Source organism: Pseudomonas sp. C9-3, assembly GCF_032392015.1.
Lineage (GTDB): Bacteria > Pseudomonadota > Gammaproteobacteria > Pseudomonadales > Pseudomonadaceae > Pseudomonas > Pseudomonas nitroreducens.
Genome location: NZ_CP135919.1, coordinates 2,228,433 through 2,249,455, shown reverse-complemented (window position 1 = coordinate 2,249,455; position 21,023 = coordinate 2,228,433). Strand labels below are relative to the sequence as shown.

General features: G+C 66.1%; 19 protein-coding genes. 8 read left to right on the top strand and 11 right to left on the bottom strand.

What is annotated here, in order from left to right:
• Nucleotides 1–11: 11 nt before the first annotated feature.
• Both RS899_RS10150 and RS899_RS10145 read left to right on the top strand, forming a co-directional pair.
• Nucleotides 12–1,379: a DUF1329 domain-containing protein gene (locus tag RS899_RS10150; RefSeq protein WP_315809808.1), complete on the top strand. Its 1,368-nt coding sequence runs from the start codon at nt 12–14 to the stop codon at nt 1,377–1,379.
• 55 nt (nt 1,380–1,434) lie between these two features.
• Nucleotides 1,435–1,821 (top strand): hypothetical protein, encoded by a 387-nt coding sequence (locus RS899_RS10145; RefSeq protein WP_054911154.1) that lies wholly within the window; start codon nt 1,435–1,437, stop codon nt 1,819–1,821.
• On the opposite strand, the gene RS899_RS10140 is transcribed toward RS899_RS10145, so the two are convergent.
• Nucleotides 1,818–2,462: an alpha/beta hydrolase gene (locus tag RS899_RS10140; RefSeq protein WP_315809807.1), complete on the bottom strand. Its 645-nt coding sequence runs from the start codon at nt 2,460–2,462 to the stop codon at nt 1,818–1,820. The genes RS899_RS10145 and RS899_RS10140 overlap by 4 nt on opposite strands.
• A gap of 269 nt (nt 2,463–2,731) precedes the next feature.
• The gene (locus RS899_RS10135) at nt 2,732–4,060 is read right to left on the bottom strand and encodes an OprD family porin (protein ID WP_315809806.1); all 1,329 of its coding nucleotides are present in this window, start codon (nt 4,058–4,060) and stop codon (nt 2,732–2,734) included.
• A 635-nt stretch (nt 4,061–4,695) separates the two neighbouring features.
• Between RS899_RS10135 and RS899_RS10130 the strand changes: the two genes are divergently transcribed.
• The 3 genes from RS899_RS10130 to RS899_RS10120 all read left to right on the top strand — a co-directional run bounded on the left by RS899_RS10130 (nt 4,696) and on the right by RS899_RS10120 (nt 7,873).
• A complete protein-coding gene (locus RS899_RS10130; protein WP_315809805.1) occupies nt 4,696–5,175 on the top strand; it encodes a helix-turn-helix domain-containing protein in 480 nt (159 codons plus the stop codon).
• Nucleotides 5,176–5,186: 11 nt separating this feature from the next.
• Nucleotides 5,187–6,314, top strand: a complete 1,128-nt coding sequence (locus RS899_RS10125; protein WP_315809804.1) for an HlyD family secretion protein — start codon at nt 5,187–5,189, stop codon at nt 6,312–6,314.
• Nucleotides 6,315–6,385: 71 nt separating this feature from the next.
• Complete coding sequence (locus tag RS899_RS10120) at nt 6,386–7,873, top strand: DHA2 family efflux MFS transporter permease subunit (protein ID WP_315810420.1); 1,488 nt, start codon at nt 6,386–6,388, stop codon at nt 7,871–7,873.
• 4 nt (nt 7,874–7,877) lie between these two features.
• Here the strand turns inward: RS899_RS10120 and RS899_RS10115 are convergent, their stop codons facing one another.
• Nucleotides 7,878–8,783, bottom strand: a complete 906-nt coding sequence (locus RS899_RS10115; protein ID WP_315809803.1) for a LysR substrate-binding domain-containing protein — start codon at nt 8,781–8,783, stop codon at nt 7,878–7,880.
• 306 nt (nt 8,784–9,089) lie between these two features.
• On the opposite strand from RS899_RS10115, the gene RS899_RS10110 reads away from it, so the two are divergent.
• The 3 genes from RS899_RS10110 (at nt 9,090) to RS899_RS10100 (ending at nt 10,416) form a co-directional block, all read left to right on the top strand.
• Complete coding sequence (locus tag RS899_RS10110; protein WP_315809802.1) at nt 9,090–9,347, top strand: YjhX family toxin; 258 nt, start codon at nt 9,090–9,092, stop codon at nt 9,345–9,347.
• A gap of 55 nt (nt 9,348–9,402) precedes the next feature.
• The gene (locus RS899_RS10105) at nt 9,403–9,906 is read left to right on the top strand and encodes an N-acetyltransferase (protein ID WP_315809801.1); all 504 of its coding nucleotides are present in this window, start codon (nt 9,403–9,405) and stop codon (nt 9,904–9,906) included.
• Nucleotides 9,907–9,969: 63 nt separating this feature from the next.
• Entirely contained in the window at nt 9,970–10,416 is a 447-nt protein-coding gene (locus tag RS899_RS10100; protein ID WP_315809800.1) for a GNAT family N-acetyltransferase, read from the top strand.
• 56 nt (nt 10,417–10,472) lie between these two features.
• On the opposite strand, the gene RS899_RS10095 is transcribed toward RS899_RS10100, so the two are convergent.
• The 8 genes from RS899_RS10095 to RS899_RS10060 all read right to left on the bottom strand — a co-directional run bounded on the left by RS899_RS10095 (nt 10,473) and on the right by RS899_RS10060 (nt 20,828).
• Complete coding sequence (locus RS899_RS10095; RefSeq protein ID WP_054911144.1) at nt 10,473–10,874, bottom strand: DUF2501 domain-containing protein; 402 nt, start codon at nt 10,872–10,874, stop codon at nt 10,473–10,475.
• 70 nt (nt 10,875–10,944) lie between these two features.
• A complete protein-coding gene (locus RS899_RS10090) occupies nt 10,945–12,033 on the bottom strand; it encodes a glycerophosphodiester phosphodiesterase (RefSeq protein ID WP_315809799.1) in 1,089 nt (362 codons plus the stop codon).
• Between the two features lie 129 nt (nt 12,034–12,162).
• A complete protein-coding gene (gene katG, locus RS899_RS10085) occupies nt 12,163–14,355 on the bottom strand; it encodes a catalase/peroxidase HPI (protein ID WP_064979800.1) in 2,193 nt (730 codons plus the stop codon).
• Nucleotides 14,356–14,685: 330 nt separating this feature from the next.
• The gene (locus tag RS899_RS10080; protein WP_054909337.1) at nt 14,686–16,527 is read right to left on the bottom strand and encodes an amidohydrolase; all 1,842 of its coding nucleotides are present in this window, start codon (nt 16,525–16,527) and stop codon (nt 14,686–14,688) included.
• Nucleotides 16,528–16,538: 11 nt separating this feature from the next.
• Entirely contained in the window at nt 16,539–17,357 is an 819-nt protein-coding gene (locus tag RS899_RS10075) for an alpha/beta hydrolase (protein WP_315809798.1), read from the bottom strand.
• Between the two features lie 83 nt (nt 17,358–17,440).
• Nucleotides 17,441–18,010, bottom strand: a complete 570-nt coding sequence (locus tag RS899_RS10070; protein ID WP_315809797.1) for an antibiotic biosynthesis monooxygenase — start codon at nt 18,008–18,010, stop codon at nt 17,441–17,443.
• 286 nt (nt 18,011–18,296) lie between these two features.
• Complete coding sequence (locus tag RS899_RS10065; RefSeq protein ID WP_315809796.1) at nt 18,297–19,667, bottom strand: ATP-binding protein; 1,371 nt, start codon at nt 19,665–19,667, stop codon at nt 18,297–18,299.
• Between the two features lie 204 nt (nt 19,668–19,871).
• On the bottom strand, nt 19,872–20,828 hold the full coding sequence (locus RS899_RS10060; RefSeq protein WP_054909333.1) for a GlxA family transcriptional regulator: 957 nt from the start codon (nt 20,826–20,828) through the stop codon (nt 19,872–19,874).
• Nucleotides 20,829–21,023 lie beyond the last annotated feature (195 nt).

Genomic DNA, 21,023 nt, shown 5'->3' with positions numbered 1-21,023 from the left:
GGAGATTCACCATGGGCAACATCCGTACCCTGATCAGCGCCGCTGTCGCGCTGGCCCTGTCTGCCGGCAGTGCGCTGGCGGCGGTTTCCCCGCAGGACGCAGCCAGGCTGCAATCCACCCTCACGCCGCTGGGCGCGGAAAAGGCCGGCAACGCCGCCGGCACCATCCCCGCCTGGACCGGTGGCATCACCCAGGCCCCGGCCGGCTTCAAACCCGGCCAGCACCCCATCGACCCTTACGCGGCGGACAAGCCGCTGTTCACCATCACCAAGGCCAACCTCGACCAGTACAAGGCCAACCTCACGCCCGGCCAACTGGCGATGTTCAACAACAACCCGGACACCTTCCAGATTCCGGTCTACCCGACCCGGCGCAGCGGCTCGGCGCCGCAGTGGGTCTACGACAACACCTTGAAGAACGCCACCACGGCGAAACTGGCGGAGAACGGCAATGGCTTCGTCGATGCCTTCGGCGGCATTCCCTTCCCGATTCCGCAGAGCGGCGTGGAAGCGGTGTGGAACCACATCGCCCGTTACCGTGGCACCTTCATCGTGCGCCGCTCCGCCGAGGCTGCCGTGCAGCGCAACGGCGACTACTCGCCGGTGGTCACTCAGCAGGAAGCGCTGTTCAAGTACTACCAGCCGGGCGGCAATTTCGAAGGTCTGGGCAACCGCATGTTCTACTTCCTCGCCTTCACCAAGAGCCCGGCGCGCCTGGCCGGCAGCGCCGCGCTGGTGCACGAGACGCTGGACCAGGTGAAGGAGCCGCGCCAGGCCTGGGCCTACAACGCCGGCCAGCGCCGCGTGCGTCGTGCGCCAAGCCTGGCGTATGACACGCCCATCGCCTCCTCCGATGGCCTGCGCACCGCCGACGACACCGATCTGTACAACGGCGCGCCGAACCGCTACGACTGGAAGCTGCTGGGCAAGAAGGAGATCTACATCCCTTACAACAACTTCCGCCTGGCCAGCGCCGAGGTGAAGTACAAGGACCTGCTCACGCCCAACCACCTCAACCCGCAGTACACCCGTTACGAACTGCACCGCGTGTGGGTGGTGGAAGGCACGCTGAAGCCGGGCGCGCGGCATATCTACTCCAAGCGCGTGCTGTTCCTCGACGAGGACAGCTGGGGCGCCGCCGAAGTCGACCAGTACGACGGCCGTGGCGAACTGTGGCGCGTATCGATGGCCTACCTGCGCAGCTACTACGAGCTGCCCACCACCTGGACCTCCATCGACGTCTTCCACGACCTGCAGGCGCGCCGCTACGTGGCGATGAACCTGGACAACGAAGAGCCGGCCAGCATCGACTTCACCCAGGCGCTGCCGGACGGCGAGTACTTCAGCCCGTCGGCCCTGCGTCGGCGCGGCACCCGCTGACCCTCAGCCCATCGCGGGGCGCTCGGCCCCGCTTCCCCGCAAGGAAACCTGCACGATGTCCAGACCCGCCCTCACCCTCAAATGGTTCGGTTGCTACCTGATGCTGCTGGGCCTGGCGCTGATGCTGGTGCCCAACCTGCTGCTCGGCCTGTTCCACGTCGCCACCACGTCGGAGGTGTGGATACGGGTCGTCGGCGTGCTGGCGTTCAACATCGGCGTCTACTACCTCGCCGCCGCCCGCAGCGAATCCCGGCCGCTGTTCCTCGCCTCGGTGTATACCCGCGCCCTGGTGCTGGCCAGCTTCGCCGCCTTTGCCCTGCTGCAATTGTGCGAACCGATAGTGGTGCTGTTCGGCGCCGTGGACTTCTGCGGCGGCCTCTGGACGCTGCACGCCCTGCGTGCGGAGAACAGCGCTCACGCCATCAGCAACCAGTCTTGCTAGGACACTGTGCGCTGCAGGTGCTGGAGCACCCTCTCCACTGCCTGTTCCAGGCAGCCCTTGAAGAAGTGGTCGGCGCCGGTATAGAGCACCACTTCGCGCTGCTGCGGCCGCGCCCAGTCCAGCAGGTTGGCCAGCGGCGCCATTTCGTCCGCCTCGCCGTGCAACAGCAGGCAGTCGGCCGGCACCGCCTGTGCTTCGTAGTCGCGGCCGCCGGGGACCGTTCCCACCGGCAAGCCCATCAGCGCCACCGCATCCGCCACTGGTGACAGCTCGCTGGCAACGCGGGCGAACACATAGGCGCCGAAGGAAAAGCCCACCAGCGCCAACGGCAGATCGGGATACTCGCTACGCAGATGCTCGATCACCGCCAGCATGTCCTGCGCCTCGCCGATACCTTCGGCGTAGTCGCCTTCACTGCCATCCACGCCACGGAAGCTCGGCCGCACGGTCAGCCAGCCGGCGCCGCAGAGCTTGCGCGAAAGGGTCAGCGGCACGCGGTGCCTCGGGCTGCCACCGAGCAAAGGCTGCGGATGGCTGATCAGCGCAATGCCCTGCGGCGGCACACCCGGCCGGTCGATCAGCAATTGCAGCTTGCCCACCGGGCCATCGATCAGTTGCGTGCGGCGCTCTTCTTCGGACATCGACTCTTCTCGCGGGACGGGAACGGAGCGCCGATTGTAGCGCCCCGCCCGCACTCCAGGCTCGCAGAAGACCGCCCTCGCCGGGCGGATGACGCTGGCGCGTTATGCGCCCTGCGAACCGGGAATATCTGCGCGTGACGTCGGGTCCTGTAGGAGCGAGCTTGCTCGCGAACCGCTTGACGCTGGAGCGGCCGGGTAATCCATTCGCGAGCAAGCTCGCTCCTACGAAGAGCCCCCACTGCAGCACCCAGCAAGGTGCTGCAGTGGCGTTACAGGATCGACAGCGGGTAGTCGACGATCAGGCGGAACTCGTTGACGTCACCCTCGGCCTGGTCGGCATTGCCGCGGTGGATCGCCTCGCGCAGGCGCAAGGACAGGTCCTTCGCCGGCCCGGACTGCACCACGTACTTGGCTTCCAGGTTGGTCTCGTGGTGCTTGCCGTCATCGCCGTAACCGTAGCCGCGGTAGGGGCTGTCGGCGGCCATCTTGCTGCCGTCGATGCCATGGCCGTTGACATAGCGGGCCATGAAGCTCAGGCCGGGAATGCCGTAGGTCGCCATCGCCAGGTCATAGCGCAACTGCCAGGACTTCTCTTCCGGGCCGTTGAAGTCCGAGTACTGGATGGAGTTGGCGAGGAAGATCGAGTCGCCGGTGTCGCCGGGGCCGTTGACGCCGAACGCCACGTAGTCGAACGGCGTGTCGCCGTGGACCTTCTGGTAGGCCAGCGTCAGGGTGTGGGCGGTGAGGAAGGTGTACGCGGCGGCGGCCGACCACGTGGTGTTGCTGATCTCGCCGGCCTTGGCGCTGCCGTCGTCGTTGGTGCGGTAGATATTGAAATCGAAGTTCAGCGACTGGTCGTCCGCCAGCGGCAGCGTGTAGTTGGCGTTGCCGTAGTACTGGCGCCACACGTCCTCCAGCTTGGAGGCGTAGAGCGAGAAATTCAGCGCGTCGTTGACCGCGTACTTGCCGCCCACGTAGTCGATGCTGCTTGCCTCGACGTTGGCGTAGGAGGCCCAGATGCCATGGTCGCCGTTGGTGGTCACCGGGCCATTGCCGCCGGTGAAGTGACCGCCGTCCAGGTCCAACCCCTCGATCTCGCTGCTGAGCACGTTGAAGCCGGTGGCGGTCTGCGGGAACAGCCGCGTGCCGCCGGCGGCAAATACCGGCGCGGTGGGCTGCAGGTCGCCCCAGCGCAGCTCGGTTCTGGAGACGCGCAGCTTCACGGCGCCGCCGGCACGGCCGTATTCGCTTTCCGGCGAGCCATCGTCACGCACTGGCAGGTTGCCGGTGCCGGAGGTTCCGGCGCCGCCATCCAGGCGGATACCCCAGTTGCCGAAGGCTTCCACGCCGAAGCCGACGGTGCCCTGGGTGAAGCCGGAGCTGTAGTTCAGCGTGAAACCCTGGGTCCAGTCCTTGCGGTCCCCGGCGCCGGACTTGCGGTCGCTGTTGTAGTAGTAGTTGCGCATCAGCAGCGAAGCCGTGCTGCCTTCGATGAAGCCGGTGGCTTCGGACTGATCGGCAACGACGGCGGCATGCGCCAGCTGGAACGGAATGCCGGCGACGATCGCCCCCAGCATGGAAAGACGGAAAACAGACATCTTCTACCCCTTTGTTGGACTTGTCTTGGCAGGCGTATCGATTGAATCCTGAATAACTTTCTTATGTTTCCCCGCCATAGGCAGAGCGAGCGAAGAGATAACAATCCGCCGCCTCGCCCTCCAACCAGCCTTGTCGATAGTCGATATCGAGACGAATGATTAAGCATTTGTCGCTATCGCCATTAAGCTTGCGCCCCGATGAAGAACATGAGTCCCGGATGCCCGCTCCAGAGCGTCCGGAGGATTGCTCCACTTCATCATCCTTTGGTTTGGCCGCCTCCCCAGGCGGCCTTTTTTTGCCTGCAGGAAAGTTATGGAACAAGTGTTCCAGGCCATTCCCGGATAATTCTCCTGGCCAATTTTCAATTCATCCAAAGATGGTTTCAGGGCAACTTCCCAGAACTTCTCCAGTCAACTTCCGCAGAATTGGGCAACTCTTTGCGCAGCGGTGATATCACCTCGGTATACCGCTCATCCCCACGCCCGTTTCCCCTTCGATGAGTCACTTGCGCAAAGCAAGCGACCCAATTAGATTACAACCATAATCTTTCCAGCCGCCTTTGGCCTGACGCCCTGCCAGGCCCGTAGCAAGGCGGCCTTATTAGATGACGACATTCATGTAAAGAGAGGCCGCCATGCGCAGATCCAACTTCGAAAACCTCCCCTGCCCCGTGGCCCAGGCGCTGGACCTGATCGGTGACAGCTGGAACGTGCTGATCCTTCGCGAAGCCTTCTACGGCTCCACGCGCTTCGACCAGTTCCTCGCACGATTGGGCATCGCCAGCAACGTCCTCACCCGTCGGCTGCGCGCACTGGTGGACAGCGGCCTGCTGCAACGCCGCCAGTACAACGACCATCCGCCGCGCTTCGAATACCTGCTCACCGATCGCGGCCGAGACCTGCGCCCGGTTCTGCTCACGCTGTTGCAGTGGGGCAAGCGCCACGCCGGCATGGCCAGCGCCGCCGAACTGGTGGACACCCGCACGGGCCAGCCAGTGCGTATCGCCCTGGTGGACGCCGACAGCGGCGAAACCATCGGCCCGCAGCACCAGATCCATCGCCGCGAGGGCGACCAGCTCGTCCCCGTCCACATCCCACAAGCCGATCACGCCTGAGCGAGGCCGCCATGAACCAGCCCGTCACCCTTCCAGCCACGCCAGCCGTCGACACGGCAAAACCGAAGTCGCGCAAGGCCCTCAAGCTCGCTGTCGCAGCGGCAGCCGTTCTCGGCGCGGGCGCTTACGCCGGGCACTGGTGGCTCGACGGTCGCTTCCTGGAGAAGACCGACGATGCCTACGTTGGCGGCGACGTGACGGTGATCAGCCCGCGCGTGGCCGGCTATATCGCCGAATTGAAGGTGAGCGACAACCAGCTGGTGCATGCCGGCGACCTGTTGGCGCGCATCGATGACCGCGATTACCGCGCCGCGCTGGCCAAGGCGGACGGCGCCGTGCATGCCGAGGAAGCGGCGCTGACCAATGTCGATGCCCAGGCCTCGCTGCAGGATGCGCTGATTCGCCAGAGCCAGGCGGAGATCGACGCGGCGGCCGCCGAAGAAGTACGCACCCGCGACGACCAGCACCGCTACGCCACCCTGGTGCGGACCAACGCCGTTTCCGTGGAAGCCGCGCAGCGCGCCGACGCCAGCTTCAAATCCGCCCGCGCCAACAGCGACAAGGCTCGCGCCAGCCTGCTCGCCGCGCGGCGCCAGCTCGACGTGATCCAGAGCCAGCGGCAACAGGCCCAGGCCGCGCTGGAGCAGGCCATCGCCGCCCGCGACCTGGCACGCCTGGACCTCGGCTACACCGAGCTGCGTGCCCCGGTAGACGGCTACATCGGCAACCGCCGCGCACGGGTCGGCAGCTACGTCGCCGCCGGCACCCAATTGCTGGCCGTGGTCCCCGCACAAGGCCTGTGGGTGGACGCCAACTTCAAGGAAGACCAACTGGCCCGCATGCAACCTGGCCAGGCGGTGACCATCGAGGCCGACATCCTTCCCGGCAAGGTCTTCCACGGCCACCTGGACAGCCTCGCCCCGGCCACCGGCGCGCAGTTCAGCATCCTGCCGCCGGAGAACGCCACCGGCAACTTCACCAAGATCGTCCAGCGCGTGCCGGTGCGCGTGCACCTGGACGACGCCGACGGTCGCCTCGGCAACCTGCGCCCCGGCCTGTCCGTGCTGGTGGAAGTGGACACCCGCGCCCATGACCATGGCGATGCCGACCAGCGCGTCGCCCAGGGCAGCCGGCCGTGAACTTCTGGAGCAACGAGGTGGTGCCGGTGGAAAGCCTTTCCACCGGGCGCAAGGTGATCTCATTCGCCTGCATGTGCCTGGGAATGTTCATCGCCCTGCTGGACATCCAGATCGTCTCCGCCTCGCTGCGCGACATCGGTGGTGGACTATCGGCCGGCGCCGATGAACTCGCCTGGGTGCAGACCAGCTACCTGATCACCGAGATCATCGTCATCCCGCTCTCGGGCTGGCTGTCCAAGGTGCTCTCGACACGCTGGCTGTTCGCCGCCTCGGCGCTGGGTTTCACCCTTACCAGCCTGCTCTGCGCCATGGCCTGGAATATCCAGAGCATGATCGCCTTCCGCGCGCTGCAGGGCTTTCTCGGCGGCTCGATGATCCCCATGGTGTTCACCACCGGCTTTCTCTACTTCGACGGCAAGCAGCGGGTGATTGTCGCCGCCACCATCGGCGCCATCGCCTCCCTCGCGCCGACCCTCGGCCCGGTGGTCGGCGGCTGGATCACCGATATTTCCTCCTGGCCCTGGCTGTTCTACATCAACCTGGTGCCGGGGTTGTTCGTCGCCATCGTAGTGCCGATCATGGTGCGCATCGACAAGCCCGACCTGTCGCTGCTCAAGGGCGCCGACTACCCGGCGATCCTGCTGATGGCGCTGTTCCTCGGCTGCCTGGAGTACACCATGGAGGAAGGCCCGCGCTGGAACTGGTTCAGCGACGACACCATCCTCGCCACCGCCTGGATTTCCGCGCTGTGCGGCGTCGCCTTCATCTACCGCAGCCTGACCGCGGCGCACCCCATCGTCGACCTGCGCGCCCTGAAGGAACGCAACTTCGCCCTCGGCTGCCTGTTCAGCTTCGTCACCGGCATCGGCATCTTCGCCACCATCTACCTGACCCCGCTGTTCCTTGGCCGTGTGCGCGGCTATGGCGCGCTGGACATCGGCCTGGCGATCTTCTCCACCGGCATCTTCCAGATCATGAGCATCCCGCTCTACGCCGCGCTAGCCCGGCGCGTCGACCTGCGCTGGATCCTGCTGCTGGGCATGGTGATGTTCACCCTGTCGATGGTTGAGTTCGCCCCGCTGACCCACGACTGGGGCGCCGCGCAGCTGATGTTCCCGCAGGCCCTGCGTGGCATGGCCCAGCAGTTCTGCGTAGCACCCACCGTGACGCTTGCGCTCGGCTCGCTGCCGCCCGAGCGCCTGAAGCTCGCCTCCGGGCTGTTCAACCTGATGCGCAACCTCGGTGGCGCCATCGGCATCGCCGCCTGCGCCACGGTGCTCAACGACCGCGCCAACCTGCACTTCCTGCGCCTGGCGGAGCACCTGAACAGCAGCAACGAGGCGCTTAACCAATGGCTGGCGCCGTCACTGGAGTTCAATGGCGAACCGAGCCAGCAGGCGCTCAGGCACCTGTGGGACCTGACCTGGCGCGAGGCGCAGACGCTGACCTTCGCCGACGCCTTCCTGCTGGTCGGTGCGTGCTTCGCGGTGACGCTGCTGCTGGTGCCGCTGATGAAGAAGATCGCGCCGCCCGCGCAACCCAGCGCGGACAGCCACTGAGCCATCAGACCATGTCGCTTTCACCGAACTCCTCGGCGAGGAAATCGATCAGCGTGCGTACCGAGGGCAGCAGGCCGCGGCGTGACGGGAAGATCGCGTGGACGATGCCGCACTTGGGCGACCAGCCCGGCAGCAATTCCACCACCCGGCCGGCGGCCAGGTCCTCGCGTACCGCCACGCGGGGCAAGTGGGCGATGCCGACGCCGGCCAGCACGGCGTTGCGCAGGGCCAGCAGGTCGTCGGTCACCATGCGCGGCTTGTGCGAGATCAGCAGGCGCTCGCCTTCTTCGTTGAACAGCTCCCACTGGTATTCGCGCTGCATGCCGCCCCAGTGCAGGCTGGGCAGCTGGCCCAGGCCCATGGGGGAACTGTCGCCGGGCATGCGCTCCAGCAATTGCGGGCTGCCCACCAGGCACTGGGTGCTGTTGGCCAGCACCTTCATCACCATGTCGGTGTTTTCCAGCGGCGGGAAGCGCACCCGCAGGGCAATGTCGAAGCCCTCGTGGAGCAGGTCGACACGGCGGTTGGTGCTCTCGATGAACAGCTCCACCAGCGGGTACTTGAGCAGGTAGCGGGTGAGCATCGGCCCGACCCAGGAGTTGAGCAGCGTCGTCGGACAGGCCAGCCGCACCAGGCCGCGCGGTTCGGCGCGGTTGCGCTCGATCACCTCGGAAGCGCCTTCCGCCTCGATGCGCATGGCGACGCAACGCTGGTAGTACTCCTGGCCGATCTCGGTCAGCGAGCAGTGCCGGCTGGTGCGGTGCAGCAGGCGCACGCCCAGGCGCTCCTCCAGTTGGGCGATGCGCCGGCTGAGCTTGGACTTGGGGATGTCCAGCGCGCGGCCGGCAGCGGCGAAACCACCCTGCTCCACCACCTGGGTGAAGTAATAGAGGGTGTTGAGGTCTTCCATGGATCGTTCTCCGGATGGAACGCTGGGCAAGGCCTGGCAGCTTACCGTATCGGCCGGGAGCAGACGAAAGACACGGCAACAACCTGCGGGTTGATCGCCCTCCTGCCTGGCGCCTAGAATTGCCGCGCCCACTTCCGGGCATTCTCACTGATCCGTTGAGACAGGTTTCATGTTGGAGATAGCAGTAGTCCGATAACCCTCCGGCGCCTTGCCACGAGGCGGGACGGTTATCGATGCGCACAAACGCTGGCGGACACAACCTTGTGTCTGCGGTTTTTTCGCACCTACTGCATACAGGTTTCCACCGTGAACATTTCCAGACCGGAACAACGGACCCTGCACGTCCTGGCCAAGGGCGGCCGCATTTCCTTCCAGCGCGACGACTCCGGGCGCGTCGTCTTCGTCGAGTGCTATACCCGTGACGGGTACGTACTGGCCGACTGCACCCTGGCAGTCTTCAAAAAGCTCAGGAACAAGCGCCTGATCGTCTCTCGCGGCGGTGCGCCCTATCGCATCAACCCCACCGGGCTGGGCGCCGTGCGCCCACAACTGGACAACCGCTGACGCTCGCCGGCCGGGTCGCCGTTGCGCCCCGGCCGCACACCAGAGGAATTGCAGCATGCATTACGACATCGAACCCGAACGGCCTGGGGACGCGGGCAGCATCCGCCAGGTAACCGAAGCGGCCTTCGCCGTGGCTGAACACAGCGACGGCACCGAAGGCGCCATTGTCGACGCCTTGCGTGCCGCCGGCGCGCTGAGCGTGTCGCTGGTCGCCCGGCGTGGCGACGAACTGGTTGGCCATGCGGCCTTCTCGCCCATCACGCTCGACGGCGAAGCCCTCGGCTGGTACGGCCTGGGCCCGGTTTCCGTGCGCCCTGACCTGCATGCCCAGGGCGTAGGCGCAGCACTGATCCGCACCGGACTGGAACAGCTGAAGGCGCTCGGCGCCCAGGGCTGCGTGGTACTCGGCGACCCGCGCTACTACCGCCGCTTCGGCTTTGTCGTGGACCCGGCGATCCGCTACGAAGGCATTCCGCCGGAGTACTTCATGGCACTTCAATTGGGCGACATTCCGGCAACCGGCAAGGTCGCCTACCACCCGGCCTTTTCCGCATCCTGATGCGGAAGCGGCGGCACCGCCCGAAAGGTGTCGCCGCTGTGGCCACCGATGCAAGGAAGACACATGACACCCAGGATTCGTCGCGCGACTGTCGCCGACACCGACACCCTCTTCGACATCCGCACCAGCGTGCGGCAGAACCACCTGAGCCGTGAGCAGATGGCCGAATTGGGCATTACACCGGCAGTGCTGGAGGAGGCGCTGGAGGCAGGCCCCTGCGCCTGGATTGCCGAAGTGGACGGCAGCGCCGGGGGCTTCGCCATGGTGGATAGGGCATCGGCAGAAGTCTTCGCCCTGTTCGTGCGGCCCGAATGGGAAGGCCGCGGGCTGGGCAGCGTGCTACTGAGGGCTGCAGAGGCCGAGCTCTTCCGCGAACACGAGCGGATCTGTCTGCTGACGGATGGCGGCGACGAGATTCGCGCCAACGGGTTCTACCTGAAACAGGGCTGGGAACTGGTCACGCGCGTGGACGAGCGCGACGTGCGTTATGAAAAATCTCGGCCCGCGTAGAAAGAAGCGATCGCGGACGAAGTCCGCGATGATTTCCGTGCAGTGCGCAGGCCTTGTCAGAGCAGCGACTTGCCCTGGCTGAGGACCTTGTCGCACACCTGCTTGGTGACCTTCTCCTTGATGCCGCTGCCAGAGAGGTCGAGGCTCTTGCCGTCGCTACCGGTGAGGATACCCTTGGCACCGTCCTTGTAGCCGCTGTCGCTGGTGGTGGTGTTGCCCGGCAGCTTGCCCAGCAGCTTGTCCTTCACCTGGGTCGCCGCATCGGCATTGAGGTAATTGTTCTTCGCGCAGTACTCCAGCAGGCCGGCAACGTTGCCACTGCTACTGGAGGAAACCGACGACAGGTTGCCGAGGCCGCCCAGGCTACCGGCAACATCGCCGAGGGACGCAGCCTGCACCAGCGGCCAGGGCAGCAAGGCGACAGTAAGGACGGCGGGGATCAGTTTGCGGGCGTTCATGGAGTACTCCTTGATACGAACCAGACGTGAAGGACCACTGCGAGTGTAGCCCTCGACTGCTCATCGCTATTCAATAACCGACCGATTTCAGTACCTCATCCACATCCTGGCTCGGCGGGCGCCCGAGGAACTTCAGCAACTGGTCGGTGCGGTTGGTGAAGAAGCCGTCCACCCCGGCCTTGCTGAACTTGTCGAAGTCCACCGAGTCGTCGACGGTGTAGGCATGCACGAACAGGCCTCGTTCATGGGCGGCCTGGTTCATCCAGGGCTGGACGAGGTCCATGTAGCTCTGGTCGCCTCGCGCGGTCAGGGTCGCCGATGGCCCGGTGCCCAGCGCACCGTGGGCCTTGGCCCAGTCGAGCCAGGCGAAGAGCTCCTCCTTGGATTTCACTTCCTGCTGCGCATAGAAGTCCGCCTTGATCTTCTCGCCGGACTGCGCAAATGAGGTTGGCTTCTTCGCCGCCATATAGCCATCACCGACCCACAGCAGCAGGACCTTGGGCACCTTCGGCATGCTCTTGTGCAACAGCTCCAGGCTGCTCTTCTCGAAGGTCTGCAGCACGATTCGGCCCTGGGGCTCACCGTCTGCATTGAGCCAGCCGCGATTTTCCAGGACCTTGCGCAGGTCTTCCTCGATACCGGGGAACTGCCCCGGTGCCTTGGTTTCCAGGTACAGGCCGGGCGTCTCGCCGCCGCCTTCGGCGATATCGATCAGCTCGTCGAGCGTGAGAATGCGCGCACCCGCGTACTTGGAGCGGGCGCGCTCGGGATAGGTGGTGTTGAACCAGCTGCCGGCGTCCAGGCGCTTGAGCTCGGCCAGGGTGAACTGGCTCACCGGAGCCTTTTCGCGGCCGGGGAAGACCTTGGCGACATCGGTGGTGCGCTCCAGGGTGTCATCGTGCACCGCCACCAGCACGCCATCCTTGGTCCGCTGCAGGTCCGCTTCCAGATAGTCCGCGCCCAGGTCACGGGCGGCGAGATAGGCCGGCGCCGTTTCCTCCGGGGCATCGTGGGAGGCGCCGCGGTGGGCGATCACCGTCGGCCAGGGAACGCCGGCGGCCTCGCTCAGGGCGCGGCCGGGCGACTCCTCGGCGCTGGCGGTGAAGCTGGCGACAGCCAGCGCGAAGGTGCCCAATACAGCGATGAGTCGACGGCGCATAGGCGAAAGCCCCCCTTTCCCGGTTAAGCGGCCCAGTCTGCCGGCGGCCTGTGAACATCCTGCGACGGCTGGAACGACAAGGCCCGCGGACGATCGCTCGTCCGCGGGCCTTTGCTCTTCCCTGCCCGATCAGCGCGGCAGGTCGAAGCGGTCGAGGTTCATCACCTTGGTCCAGGCCTTGACGAAGTCATTGACGAACCTGCGTTCGCCATCCGAGCAACCATAGACCTCCGACAACGCCCGCAGCTGGGAGTTTGATCCCAGTAGCAGGTCGATACGGCTGCCGGTCCACTTCGCTTCGCCGGTCTTGCGATCGCGGCCCTCGAACTGGTCATTGGCGTCCGACGTCGGTTTCCACACCGTGCCCATGTCCAGCAGGTTGACGAAGAAGTCATTGCTCAAGGTGCCGGGACGCGAGGTGAACACGCCGTTCTGCGAGCCACCGGTGTTGGCGCCCAGCACGCGCAGGCCGCCGATCAGCGCGGTGACCTCCGGCGCGGTCAGGGTCAGCAGTTGCGCCTTGTCGATCAGCAGCGCTTCGGCCGGAACCGAGAACTTCGACTTCTGGAAGTTGCGGAAGCCGTCAGCCGCCGGCTCCAGCATGCCCACCGAGTGCACGTCGGTCTGCTCCTGGCTGGCGTCCATGCGGCCGGGCGCGAACGGTACGCTGACGCTGTGGCCACCCTTGCGCGCGGCCTCTTCCACAGCGGCATCGCCGGCGAGGACGATCAGGTCCGCCAGGGAAATCTTCTTGCCGCCACCGGCCGAGGCGTTGAACTCGGACTGGATTTCACCCAGCACGCCCAGCACTTTGGCCAGCTGTTCCGGCTGGTTCACCGGCCAGTCCTTCTGCGGTGCCAGGCGAATGCGCGCGCCGTTGGCACCGCCGCGCTTGTCGGAGCCACGGAAGGTGGAGGCCGACGCCCAGGCAGTGGACACCAGTTCGGAGACCGACAGGCCCGAGGCCAGTACCTTGGCCTTGAGCGCGGTGATGTCCTTCTCGTCCACCAGCGGGTGGTCGACCGCCGGAATCGGATCCTGCCAGATCAGCTCCTCTTTCGGCACTTCCGGCCCCAGGTAGCGGGCCAGCGGGCCCATGTCGCGGTGGGTCAGCTTGAACCAGGCGCGGGCGAAAGCGTCGGCGAATGCCTCGGGATCTTCGTAGAAACGACGGGAAATCTTCTCGTAGGCCGGGTCTACGCGCAGGGAAATGTCGGTGGTGAGCATCGACGGTGCACGGCGCTTGGACTTGTCGTGCGCATCGGGAATGCTGCCGGCACCGGCGCCGTTCTTCGGCTGCCACTGGTGCGCGCCGGCCGGGCTCTTGGTCAGTTCCCACTCGTAGCCGAACAGGTTCCAGAAGAAGTTGTTGCTCCAGCGCGTCGGCGTCGACGTCCAGGTGACCTCCAGGCCGCTGGTGATGGCATCGCCACCGGAGCCGCTGCCGAACTTGCTGACCCAGCCCAGGCCCTGGTTCTCCAGGCCGCCGGCTTCCGGGTCGACCCCGACGTTATCCGCCGGGCCCGCGCCGTGGGTCTTGCCGAAAGTGTGGCCGCCGGCGATCAGGGCGACAGTTTCCTCGTCGTCCATGGCCATGCGGGCGAAGGTCTCGCGGATGTCGCGGGCGGCAGCCACCGGGTCGGGGTTGCCGTTGGGGCCTTCCGGGTTCACGTAGATCAGGCCCATCTGTACCGCGGCCAGCGGGTTCTCCAGGTCGCGGTCGCCGGTGTAGCGCTTGTCGCCACCCAGCCAGGTGGTCTCTTCGCCCCAGTACACGTCCATGTCCGGTTCCCAGACATCCTCGCGGCCGCCGGCGAAGCCGAAGGTCTTGAAGCCCATGGACTCCAGGGCGACGTTGCCGGTGAGGACGATCAGGTCGGCCCAGGACAGCTTGGCGCCGTACTTCTGCTTGATCGGCCAGATCAGCCGACGGGCCTTGTCCAGGCTGACGTTGTCCGGCCAGCTGTTGAGCGGAGCGAAGCGTTGCTGGCCACGGCCGGCACCGCCACGGCCATCGCCGATGCGGTAGGTACCGGCGGCGTGCCAGGCCATGCGGATGAACAGTGGGCCGTAGTGGCCGAAGTCGGCGGGCCACCAGTCCTGGGAGTCGGTCATCACGGCGCGCAGGTCGGCCTTCACCGCTTCCAGGTCGAGGGTCTTGAAGGCCTCGGCATAGTTGAAGTCCTCGCCCATGGGGTTGGACTTGGAAGAATGCTGGTGCAGCAGGTCCAGCCTCAGCTGGTTGGGCCACCAGTCACGGTTGGAAGTACCACCACCAGCGGTCTGGTGGAACGGGCAGCTACCTTTCTTTTCTTCACTCATTGCAGGCTCCTTGGGGGCGCCTATCGTTGGCGCCTTGTATTCGCACAACCCATCAGAAGATAGATCAAACGGGGCGGGCTGCTATTGCAGTTTTCGATTGGCTGAAGCGGTAAAAGGCTATCGATGGCGGGTGGCCAAAGGCCTCATCGCGGGAGACGGCAACGGACGCAGTTGTCATCGATGGTGCAGGAGCGAGCTTGCTCGCGAACCCGCTTCACGTCGGCTTGATCCGGTACAGGGCGGTTCGCGGGCAAGCTCGCTCCTACAAGGAACCTCGCCCATTGGATGAACGATTACAATCCGGCCCTCGCGGGCCGGACTCTCACACCGTCAGAATGCGAAGCAGGAACAGCCGAACGCGCCCCAGAAGCCGGCGAAGTCGCTCACCGGCACGTCCTTCGTCCGCGCACGCTCATGGCCGTGCCCATGCACGCCGCAGGAACCAACGCACTGGTGCACGGCCTGCTGCAACGGTGCCTGCGGGCGCCAGTGGCCGGGGACCATGGCCACCGGGGACCACTCCGGCACCACCGGGATGCTCGGCGGGGCCAGCTTGTCGAACTCGCGGTCGCCATGGACGATCTTGCCGCCGACGACGGTGAGCACAGACTCGATGGTCTTGATCGCCTCTTCCTCGACGCTGAAGAAGTCCTCCGACAGCACTGCCAGGTCAGCCAGCTGGCCGGCCTTGAGCATGCCCTTCTTGCCCTGCTCGCTGGAGAACCAGGCGCTGCCGTGGGTGAACAGCTGGATCGCCACTTCGCGCGACAGCCCTTCCGGATAAAGGCTCAGGCCGCCCACGGTCTTGCCGCTGACCATCCAGTACAGCGAGGTCCAGGGGTTGTAGCTGGAGACACGGGTGGCGTCGGTGCCGGCGCCAACGGGAACGCCTTCGGCCAGCATGCGCTTGATCGGCGGCGTGGCCTCGGCGGCCTGCCTGCCATAACGGTCGACGAAATACTCGCCCTGGAAGGCCATGCGGTCCTGGATGGCGATGCCGCCACCCAGCGCCCTCACCCGCTCGATGTTCTTCGGCGTGATGGTCTCGGCATGGTCGAAGAACCACGGCAGGCCATTGAACGGGATATCGCGGTCGACCTTCTCGAACACGTCGAGCATGCGCGAAATGGACTCGTCGTAGGTGGCATGCAGGCGGAACGGCCAGCGTTGCTCAACCAGGTGGCGCACCACCGGTTCCAGCTCGGCTTCCATGGTGCCGGGCAGGTCCGGGCGCGGTTCGAGGAAGTCCTCGAAGTCGGCCGCCGAGAACACCAGCATCTCGCCCGCACCGTTATGGCGCAGGAAGTCGGTGCCCTGGCCGTAGGTCACGCTGGAGGTCCAGTTCCGGAAGTCCGCCAGCTCTTCCTTGGGCTTCTGGGTGAACAGGTTGTAGGCGATGCGCACGGTCAGCTGGTCGGCGTCGGCCAGTTGCTGGATCACCTGGTAGTCGTCCGGGTAGTTCTGGAAGCCGCCGCCGGCATCGATCACGCTGGTCAGGCCCAGGCGGTTCAGCTCGCGCATGAACTGGCGGGTGGAGTTGACCTGGTATTCCAGCGGCAGCTTCGGCCCCTTGGCCAGGGTCGCGTAGAGGATCATCGCGTTGGGGCGGGCAATCAGCATGCCGGTGGGCTCGCCGTTGCTGTCACGGACGATCTCGCCGCCGGGCGGATTCGGCGTGTCCTTCGTATAGCCGACGACGCGCAGCGCGGCGCGGTTGAGCAGCGCGCGGTCATAGAGGTGCAGGACGAACACCGGGGTATCCGGCGCCGCCTGGTTCAGCTCCGAGAGGGTCGGCATGCGCTTCTCGGCGAACTGGAACTCGTTCCAGCCGCCGACCACCCTCACCCACTGCGGCGACGGCGTGCGCTGGGCCTGCAGACGCAGCATTTCCAGGGCGTCGTGCAGCGACGGCACGCCTTCCCAGCGCAGCTCCAGGTTGTAGTTCAGGCCGCCGCGGATCAGGTGCAGGTGCGAGTCGTTGAGGCCGGGGATGACGGTGCGGCGATTGAGGTCGACCAGCTTCGTCGAGGCGTCACGGTAGGCCATCGCCTGGGCGTCAGTGCCCACGACGAGAAACTTGCCATCGGCAATGGCCACGGCGGTGGCGTGCGGGCGCTCAGGGTCGACGGTGTGCAGTTTGCCGTTGAACAGGATCAGCTCTGCGTTGCTCATGTTCGGCTACCTCAGCGTTGCAGGAAGGCCAGCAGGTCTTCGTTGAGTTGCTGCGTGTGGGTGACGGCAAAACCGTGGGGCGCACCGGCATAGACCTTCAATTCGGCGCCCGGAATCTGCTCGGCAGCCAGCTTGCCGGTGGTCTCGAACGGCACGATCTGGTCGTCATCGCCGTGGATCACCAGGGTCGGCACGTCGACCTTGGCGAGGTCCGCGCGGAAGTCGGTCTCGGAGAAGGCAGTGACGCAGTCCACGGTGCCCTTGAGCGACGCCAGCAGGGCGATGTTGAGGGTCTGGGTCAGCACGCCCTCGGAGACCTTCTGGCCATGGTTGGTGCCATAGAACGGCGCGGTGAAGTCCGCGATGAACTGTGCGCGATCCTGCAGCAGGCCGGCCTTGATGCCGTCGAACACGCCCTTCTCCACCCCCTGGGGGAAGTCCGCGGACTGGCCGAAGATCGGGGTGACGGCGCCCAGCAGCACCAGACCGGCGACGCGTGAGGTGCCGTGGCGGCCGATGTAGCGACTGACGTCGCCGCCGCCCATGGAGAAGCCCACCAGCGTCACCTCGCGCAGGTCCAGGTGCTCGATCAGGCCGGCGATGTCATCGGCGAAGGTGTCGTAGTCGTAGCCGCTCCACGGCTGGCTGGAACGACCGAAACCACGGCGGTCGAAGGCGATGGTGCGATAGCCGCGGCTGCTCAGGTACTGCATCTGGTATTCCCACATGTCGCCGTCCAGCGGCCAGCCGTGGCTGAACAGCACGGGTTTGCCGCTGCCCCAGTCCTTGTAATAGATCTCGGTGCCGTCGCGGGTGACGAAAGTGCTCATGGAAACTCCTCTGCCTGCCATGCAGGACAATGTGGGGACGGGCACCACGCGGGCGCCGCGGGAGGGAAAAGTCAGGGGAAAGCTCAGTCGGCGTTGAGCCAGCCGGCGCAACGCCGGGTCACCCAGGGCATGATCAGGTAGACCACCAGAAGGACGATGCACAGGGTCACCAGCAGGTTGCTCGGCACCACGCCGGCCAGCAGCGGAAAGCGCTCGAACGCGGGCGCCCAGAGCGGTGGAATGACCATGGTCAGCGGGCTGATCACCAGATAGGTGAGCAACGCCTGCTTCCATTTCGGTGGCTGGCGCACGCTGCCGTGCTCGGGGGTGAACCAGAACTCGGCGTCGTTGTGGATCAGCGGGTGGTCACCCTCTTCCAGCAGCGGCAGGACCTCGGCGACCAGCTCGGCGCGCTCGCGGGAGTCGATCCAGGCCTGCAGCTGGCCGGCGCGGGCGAAGCGCACCACGGTGGTGAACATCGCGCCCTCGCCGTCCGGGCGGATCACGTTGACGCCCAGGTGCCCCGGCTGCCGCCGCGCGGCGGCGACGGTGCGGCGCAACCAGGCCTCGTAGCTGGGCAGCGCTTCGCAACGCACCTTGTGGTGAACCACCAGCGTCACCACGCTGTTCAGATCGATGGCATCGGCGCTCATGGGTGTTCCGGGTTCGGGGTTGAGGTCCGGTCACTATGGCCTCGGCCGCAGCTGGCCTATTGGACGCATGTGCTGGGTTGGCGCTTTTGCTTTCGCAGGACACATAACCCGGCACGGGTCATCCGCCCAACAGTGGTGATGGGGCGACCTGTAGGAGCGAGCTTGCTCGCGAACGCTCTTCCTGGCCGTTCCGGCGCTGGGCGGTTCGCGAGCAAGCTCGCTCCTACGAAAAGCGTCAACGTGCGCGACGTGAAGAACGGGATGGCGGGCTTTTGCAGGAGCGCGTTCAGGCCGCAGTACTGGCCATGTCGACCTGCCGCATGTAAGCCCGCGCCGTGTTAGGCACGCGGTAGCGCACTTCACACTCACCTTGTTCGACCCACAGCAGCGACTTGTCCGCCAGTTGGCGGACGGTCGCGAACGCGCAGTCGCGGCACAGGCGGTCGCCGTCGAGCGAAGCCACCGCCGTGTCAAGGGTGAAGTCCTCGCCCAGTTGCGCGAGCAGACGCAGGCAGCGCTGCTCGGCAACGTCCAGCAGGCCGTAGCTCCAGTCATAGGTCGCACGCAGGCTCTGCTGCCGCGCCGGCGCGGTGCGGCGGCCGGGCATCAGCAGCTGCATCGGGGTATCCAGCAGGGCCGGCAGCCCGGCGAGACCGAGGATGCCCACCTGCCGCGCCGCCATCTCGATAGCCAGGGGAATGCCGTCCAGGCGCCGGCAGACGTCGATGATCGCGCGCACCTGGCCCGGCTTGAGTTCGAAGCGGTCGCAGACTTCCCGCGCGCGCATCACGAACAGCTGCACCGCCGAACTGCACATGGCCAGTGCCAGCGGCGCGTCGTCCTGCGCGGGCACCTCCAGCGGCGGCAGGCGCAACACGTGTTCGCCCTCGGCGCGCAACGGCTCGCGGCTGGTGGCGAGAATGCTCAGCGCCGGATGCAGGCGCAACAGGTGCTCCACCGCCTCGGCGCAGCGCTCGGCGAGGTGCTCGCAGTTGTCCAGCAACAGCAGGGTCGGCTCCTGCGCCGGCTCGCGCAGGAGGACGGCGAGGTTCTGGCTGAGGGAGATGCCGTCCGGGTCGATGGACAGGTCGAGGAAGCGCACCTGGCTGAAATGCTTGTGCAGCAACTCGGCGCAATGGATCGCCAGCGAGGTCTTGCCCATGCCGCCAGGGCCGACCAGGGTCAGCAGGCGCGTCGCGGGCAACTGCTTCACCACCCGTTCGAGCAGCGCCTGGCGGCCGACCAGGCCCATCAGCAGCACCGGCAGGTTGCTGGCGCGCACCTCGCACGGCAGTGCAGCGGCCTGCAGCGGAGCGATGACGGTTTCCACCACGCCGACGAAGCCATAGCCGCGCAGTGGCACGTTGGCGATGTAGCGTTCGCCGGTGCGGCCTTCGCCGAGGGCGCGACGCAGGGCGGCGATGTGTACGCGCAGGTTGATCTCTTCGACCACGGTATCGCCCCAGACCTGGGCGATGATCCTGTCCTTGCCGATGATCTCGCCGGGCTGGCGGATCAGCACCTGGAGAATGTCCAGCGCCCGGCTGCCGATGCGTACCGGGCGATCCCCCTGCAGCAGCTGGCGCTTGTAGGGGTGGAACTGGAAGCGACCGAACTGCAGGACGGTCTCGGTGCGGTTTTCCGTGCTTGCGCTCATGTCCTGCTCACGTCTGCGGATCTGACGGATCGCTCTACTACGGGTCCTCCAGGCGATCTGGCCAGTACCGAGGTGACGCGCCCCTGATTGATGGTCAGGGTATTTTCCCGTCCTCGTGTGACAGCGCAATTCCCGCAGGGGGAAGGATTCGGCCAATCAGGGTGCGCCGGACGGTCAACCGGCGTGAAATGCGGCGTACTGCCATCAGGCGAAGCCGAACTGCTCGCGGTACTGGCTCGGCGTCATGCCGATGCGTTCGCCGAAGACCGTGCGCATGTGCCGGGGGCTGCCGAACCCGCTGCGGCAGGCCACCTGCTTGAGCGGCAGGTCGCTGCTTTCCAGCAGCTTGCGCGCGTGGTCGATGCGCGCGCTCTGCACGTACTGCATGGGCGTCATGCTGGTCTCGCGCTGGAAGGCGCGGGCGAAGTTGCGCGGGCTCATGGCCACCTGCTCGGCCAGGCGATTCACCGTCAGTGGCTCGTCGATGTGGTCCACCACGTAGGCCTGTGCGCGGGCGATCACCGAGCCGTCGCGCACCACCGACACCAGCAGCGGGCCGAACGGCGTCTGCCCGCCCTGGCGCTTGAGCACCACCAGCAACACCTTGGCGACTTCCAGTGCGACATCCTTGCCGTGGTCCTCGGCGACGACCGCCAGTGCCATGTCGATGCCGGCGGTGACACCACCAGAGGTAATCAGGTTGCGGTCGATGACGTAGATACGCTCGGCCTGCACCTGGGTGCGCGGGTACAGCTGTGCCAGGCGCTCCAGGTAATTCCAGTGGGTGGTGCAGCGGTAGCCGTCAAGCAACCCGGCCGCGCCGAGCAGGAAGGCTCCGGTGCACACCGCGCCATAGCGTTTCGCCGCGCGCGCCGCTGCCGGCAGCCAGGCAGTCAGCGCGTCGTTGCGACCGTTGTAGGCGCCCGGCCCGCCGGGCACCAGCAGCAGGTCGACGCCCGCGAGCAGCGCTTCCAGCGGCAGGTCGGCGCTCATCTTCAGGCCGCTGGAGGCGCGCACGCCCTCGGGCTTCGCCGCCACCGTCAGTAACCGGTAGTGCTGCTCCGGCGGCAGGTAGCGGTTGGCCATGGAGAACACCTCCATCGGCCCCGTTACATCCAGCGCCAGCACATCGTCGTACAGCACCATGGCCACTGTTTTCATTCTTCTACTCGCACGCAAACGGGGCTTGGCGGTCTCGCGTGCCCCGGTATGGAAAAAACCACTGTACCGATTCGCCACGACGGCGAATCGCACGTTTGCATCATTCTCCGCCAGGCGGGCCGAGCACACAGGTCCAATAATTGGCGGGTCGGCGGAACCATAGTCTGCCCATCAACGCCCTCGGGCGGGCCTTGC

Excerpts from the sequence above, each read along its gene's own strand:
- RS899_RS10125 (WP_315809804.1), top strand. The coding sequence starts at position 5,187 with ATGAACCAGCCCGTCACCCTTCCAGCCACGCCAGCCGTCGACACGGCA.
- RS899_RS10100 (WP_315809800.1), top strand. The coding sequence starts at position 9,970 with ATGACACCCAGGATTCGTCGCGCGACTGTCGCCGACACCGACACCCTC.
- RS899_RS10080 (WP_054909337.1), bottom strand. The coding sequence starts at position 16,527 with ATGAGCAACGCAGAGCTGATCCTGTTCAACGGCAAACTGCACACCGTC.
- RS899_RS10120 (WP_315810420.1), top strand. The coding sequence starts at position 6,386 with ATGTGCCTGGGAATGTTCATCGCCCTGCTGGACATCCAGATCGTCTCC.
- RS899_RS10130 (WP_315809805.1), top strand. The coding sequence starts at position 4,696 with ATGCGCAGATCCAACTTCGAAAACCTCCCCTGCCCCGTGGCCCAGGCG.
- RS899_RS10115 (WP_315809803.1), bottom strand. The coding sequence starts at position 8,783 with ATGGAAGACCTCAACACCCTCTATTACTTCACCCAGGTGGTGGAGCAG.
- RS899_RS10095 (WP_054911144.1), bottom strand. The coding sequence starts at position 10,874 with ATGAACGCCCGCAAACTGATCCCCGCCGTCCTTACTGTCGCCTTGCTG.
- RS899_RS10140 (WP_315809807.1), bottom strand. The coding sequence starts at position 2,462 with ATGTCCGAAGAAGAGCGCCGCACGCAACTGATCGATGGCCCGGTGGGC.
- RS899_RS10075 (WP_315809798.1), bottom strand. The coding sequence starts at position 17,357 with ATGAGCACTTTCGTCACCCGCGACGGCACCGAGATCTATTACAAGGAC.
- RS899_RS10145 (WP_054911154.1), top strand. The coding sequence starts at position 1,435 with ATGTCCAGACCCGCCCTCACCCTCAAATGGTTCGGTTGCTACCTGATG.
- katG (WP_064979800.1), bottom strand. The coding sequence starts at position 14,355 with ATGAGTGAAGAAAAGAAAGGTAGCTGCCCGTTCCACCAGACCGCTGGT.
- RS899_RS10060 (WP_054909333.1), bottom strand. The coding sequence starts at position 20,828 with ATGAAAACAGTGGCCATGGTGCTGTACGACGATGTGCTGGCGCTGGAT.
- RS899_RS10065 (WP_315809796.1), bottom strand. The coding sequence starts at position 19,667 with ATGAGCGCAAGCACGGAAAACCGCACCGAGACCGTCCTGCAGTTCGGT.
- RS899_RS10105 (WP_315809801.1), top strand. The coding sequence starts at position 9,403 with ATGCATTACGACATCGAACCCGAACGGCCTGGGGACGCGGGCAGCATC.
- RS899_RS10090 (WP_315809799.1), bottom strand. The coding sequence starts at position 12,033 with ATGCGCCGTCGACTCATCGCTGTATTGGGCACCTTCGCGCTGGCTGTC.
- RS899_RS10135 (WP_315809806.1), bottom strand. The coding sequence starts at position 4,060 with ATGTCTGTTTTCCGTCTTTCCATGCTGGGGGCGATCGTCGCCGGCATT.
- RS899_RS10150 (WP_315809808.1), top strand. The coding sequence starts at position 12 with ATGGGCAACATCCGTACCCTGATCAGCGCCGCTGTCGCGCTGGCCCTG.
- RS899_RS10070 (WP_315809797.1), bottom strand. The coding sequence starts at position 18,010 with ATGAGCGCCGATGCCATCGATCTGAACAGCGTGGTGACGCTGGTGGTT.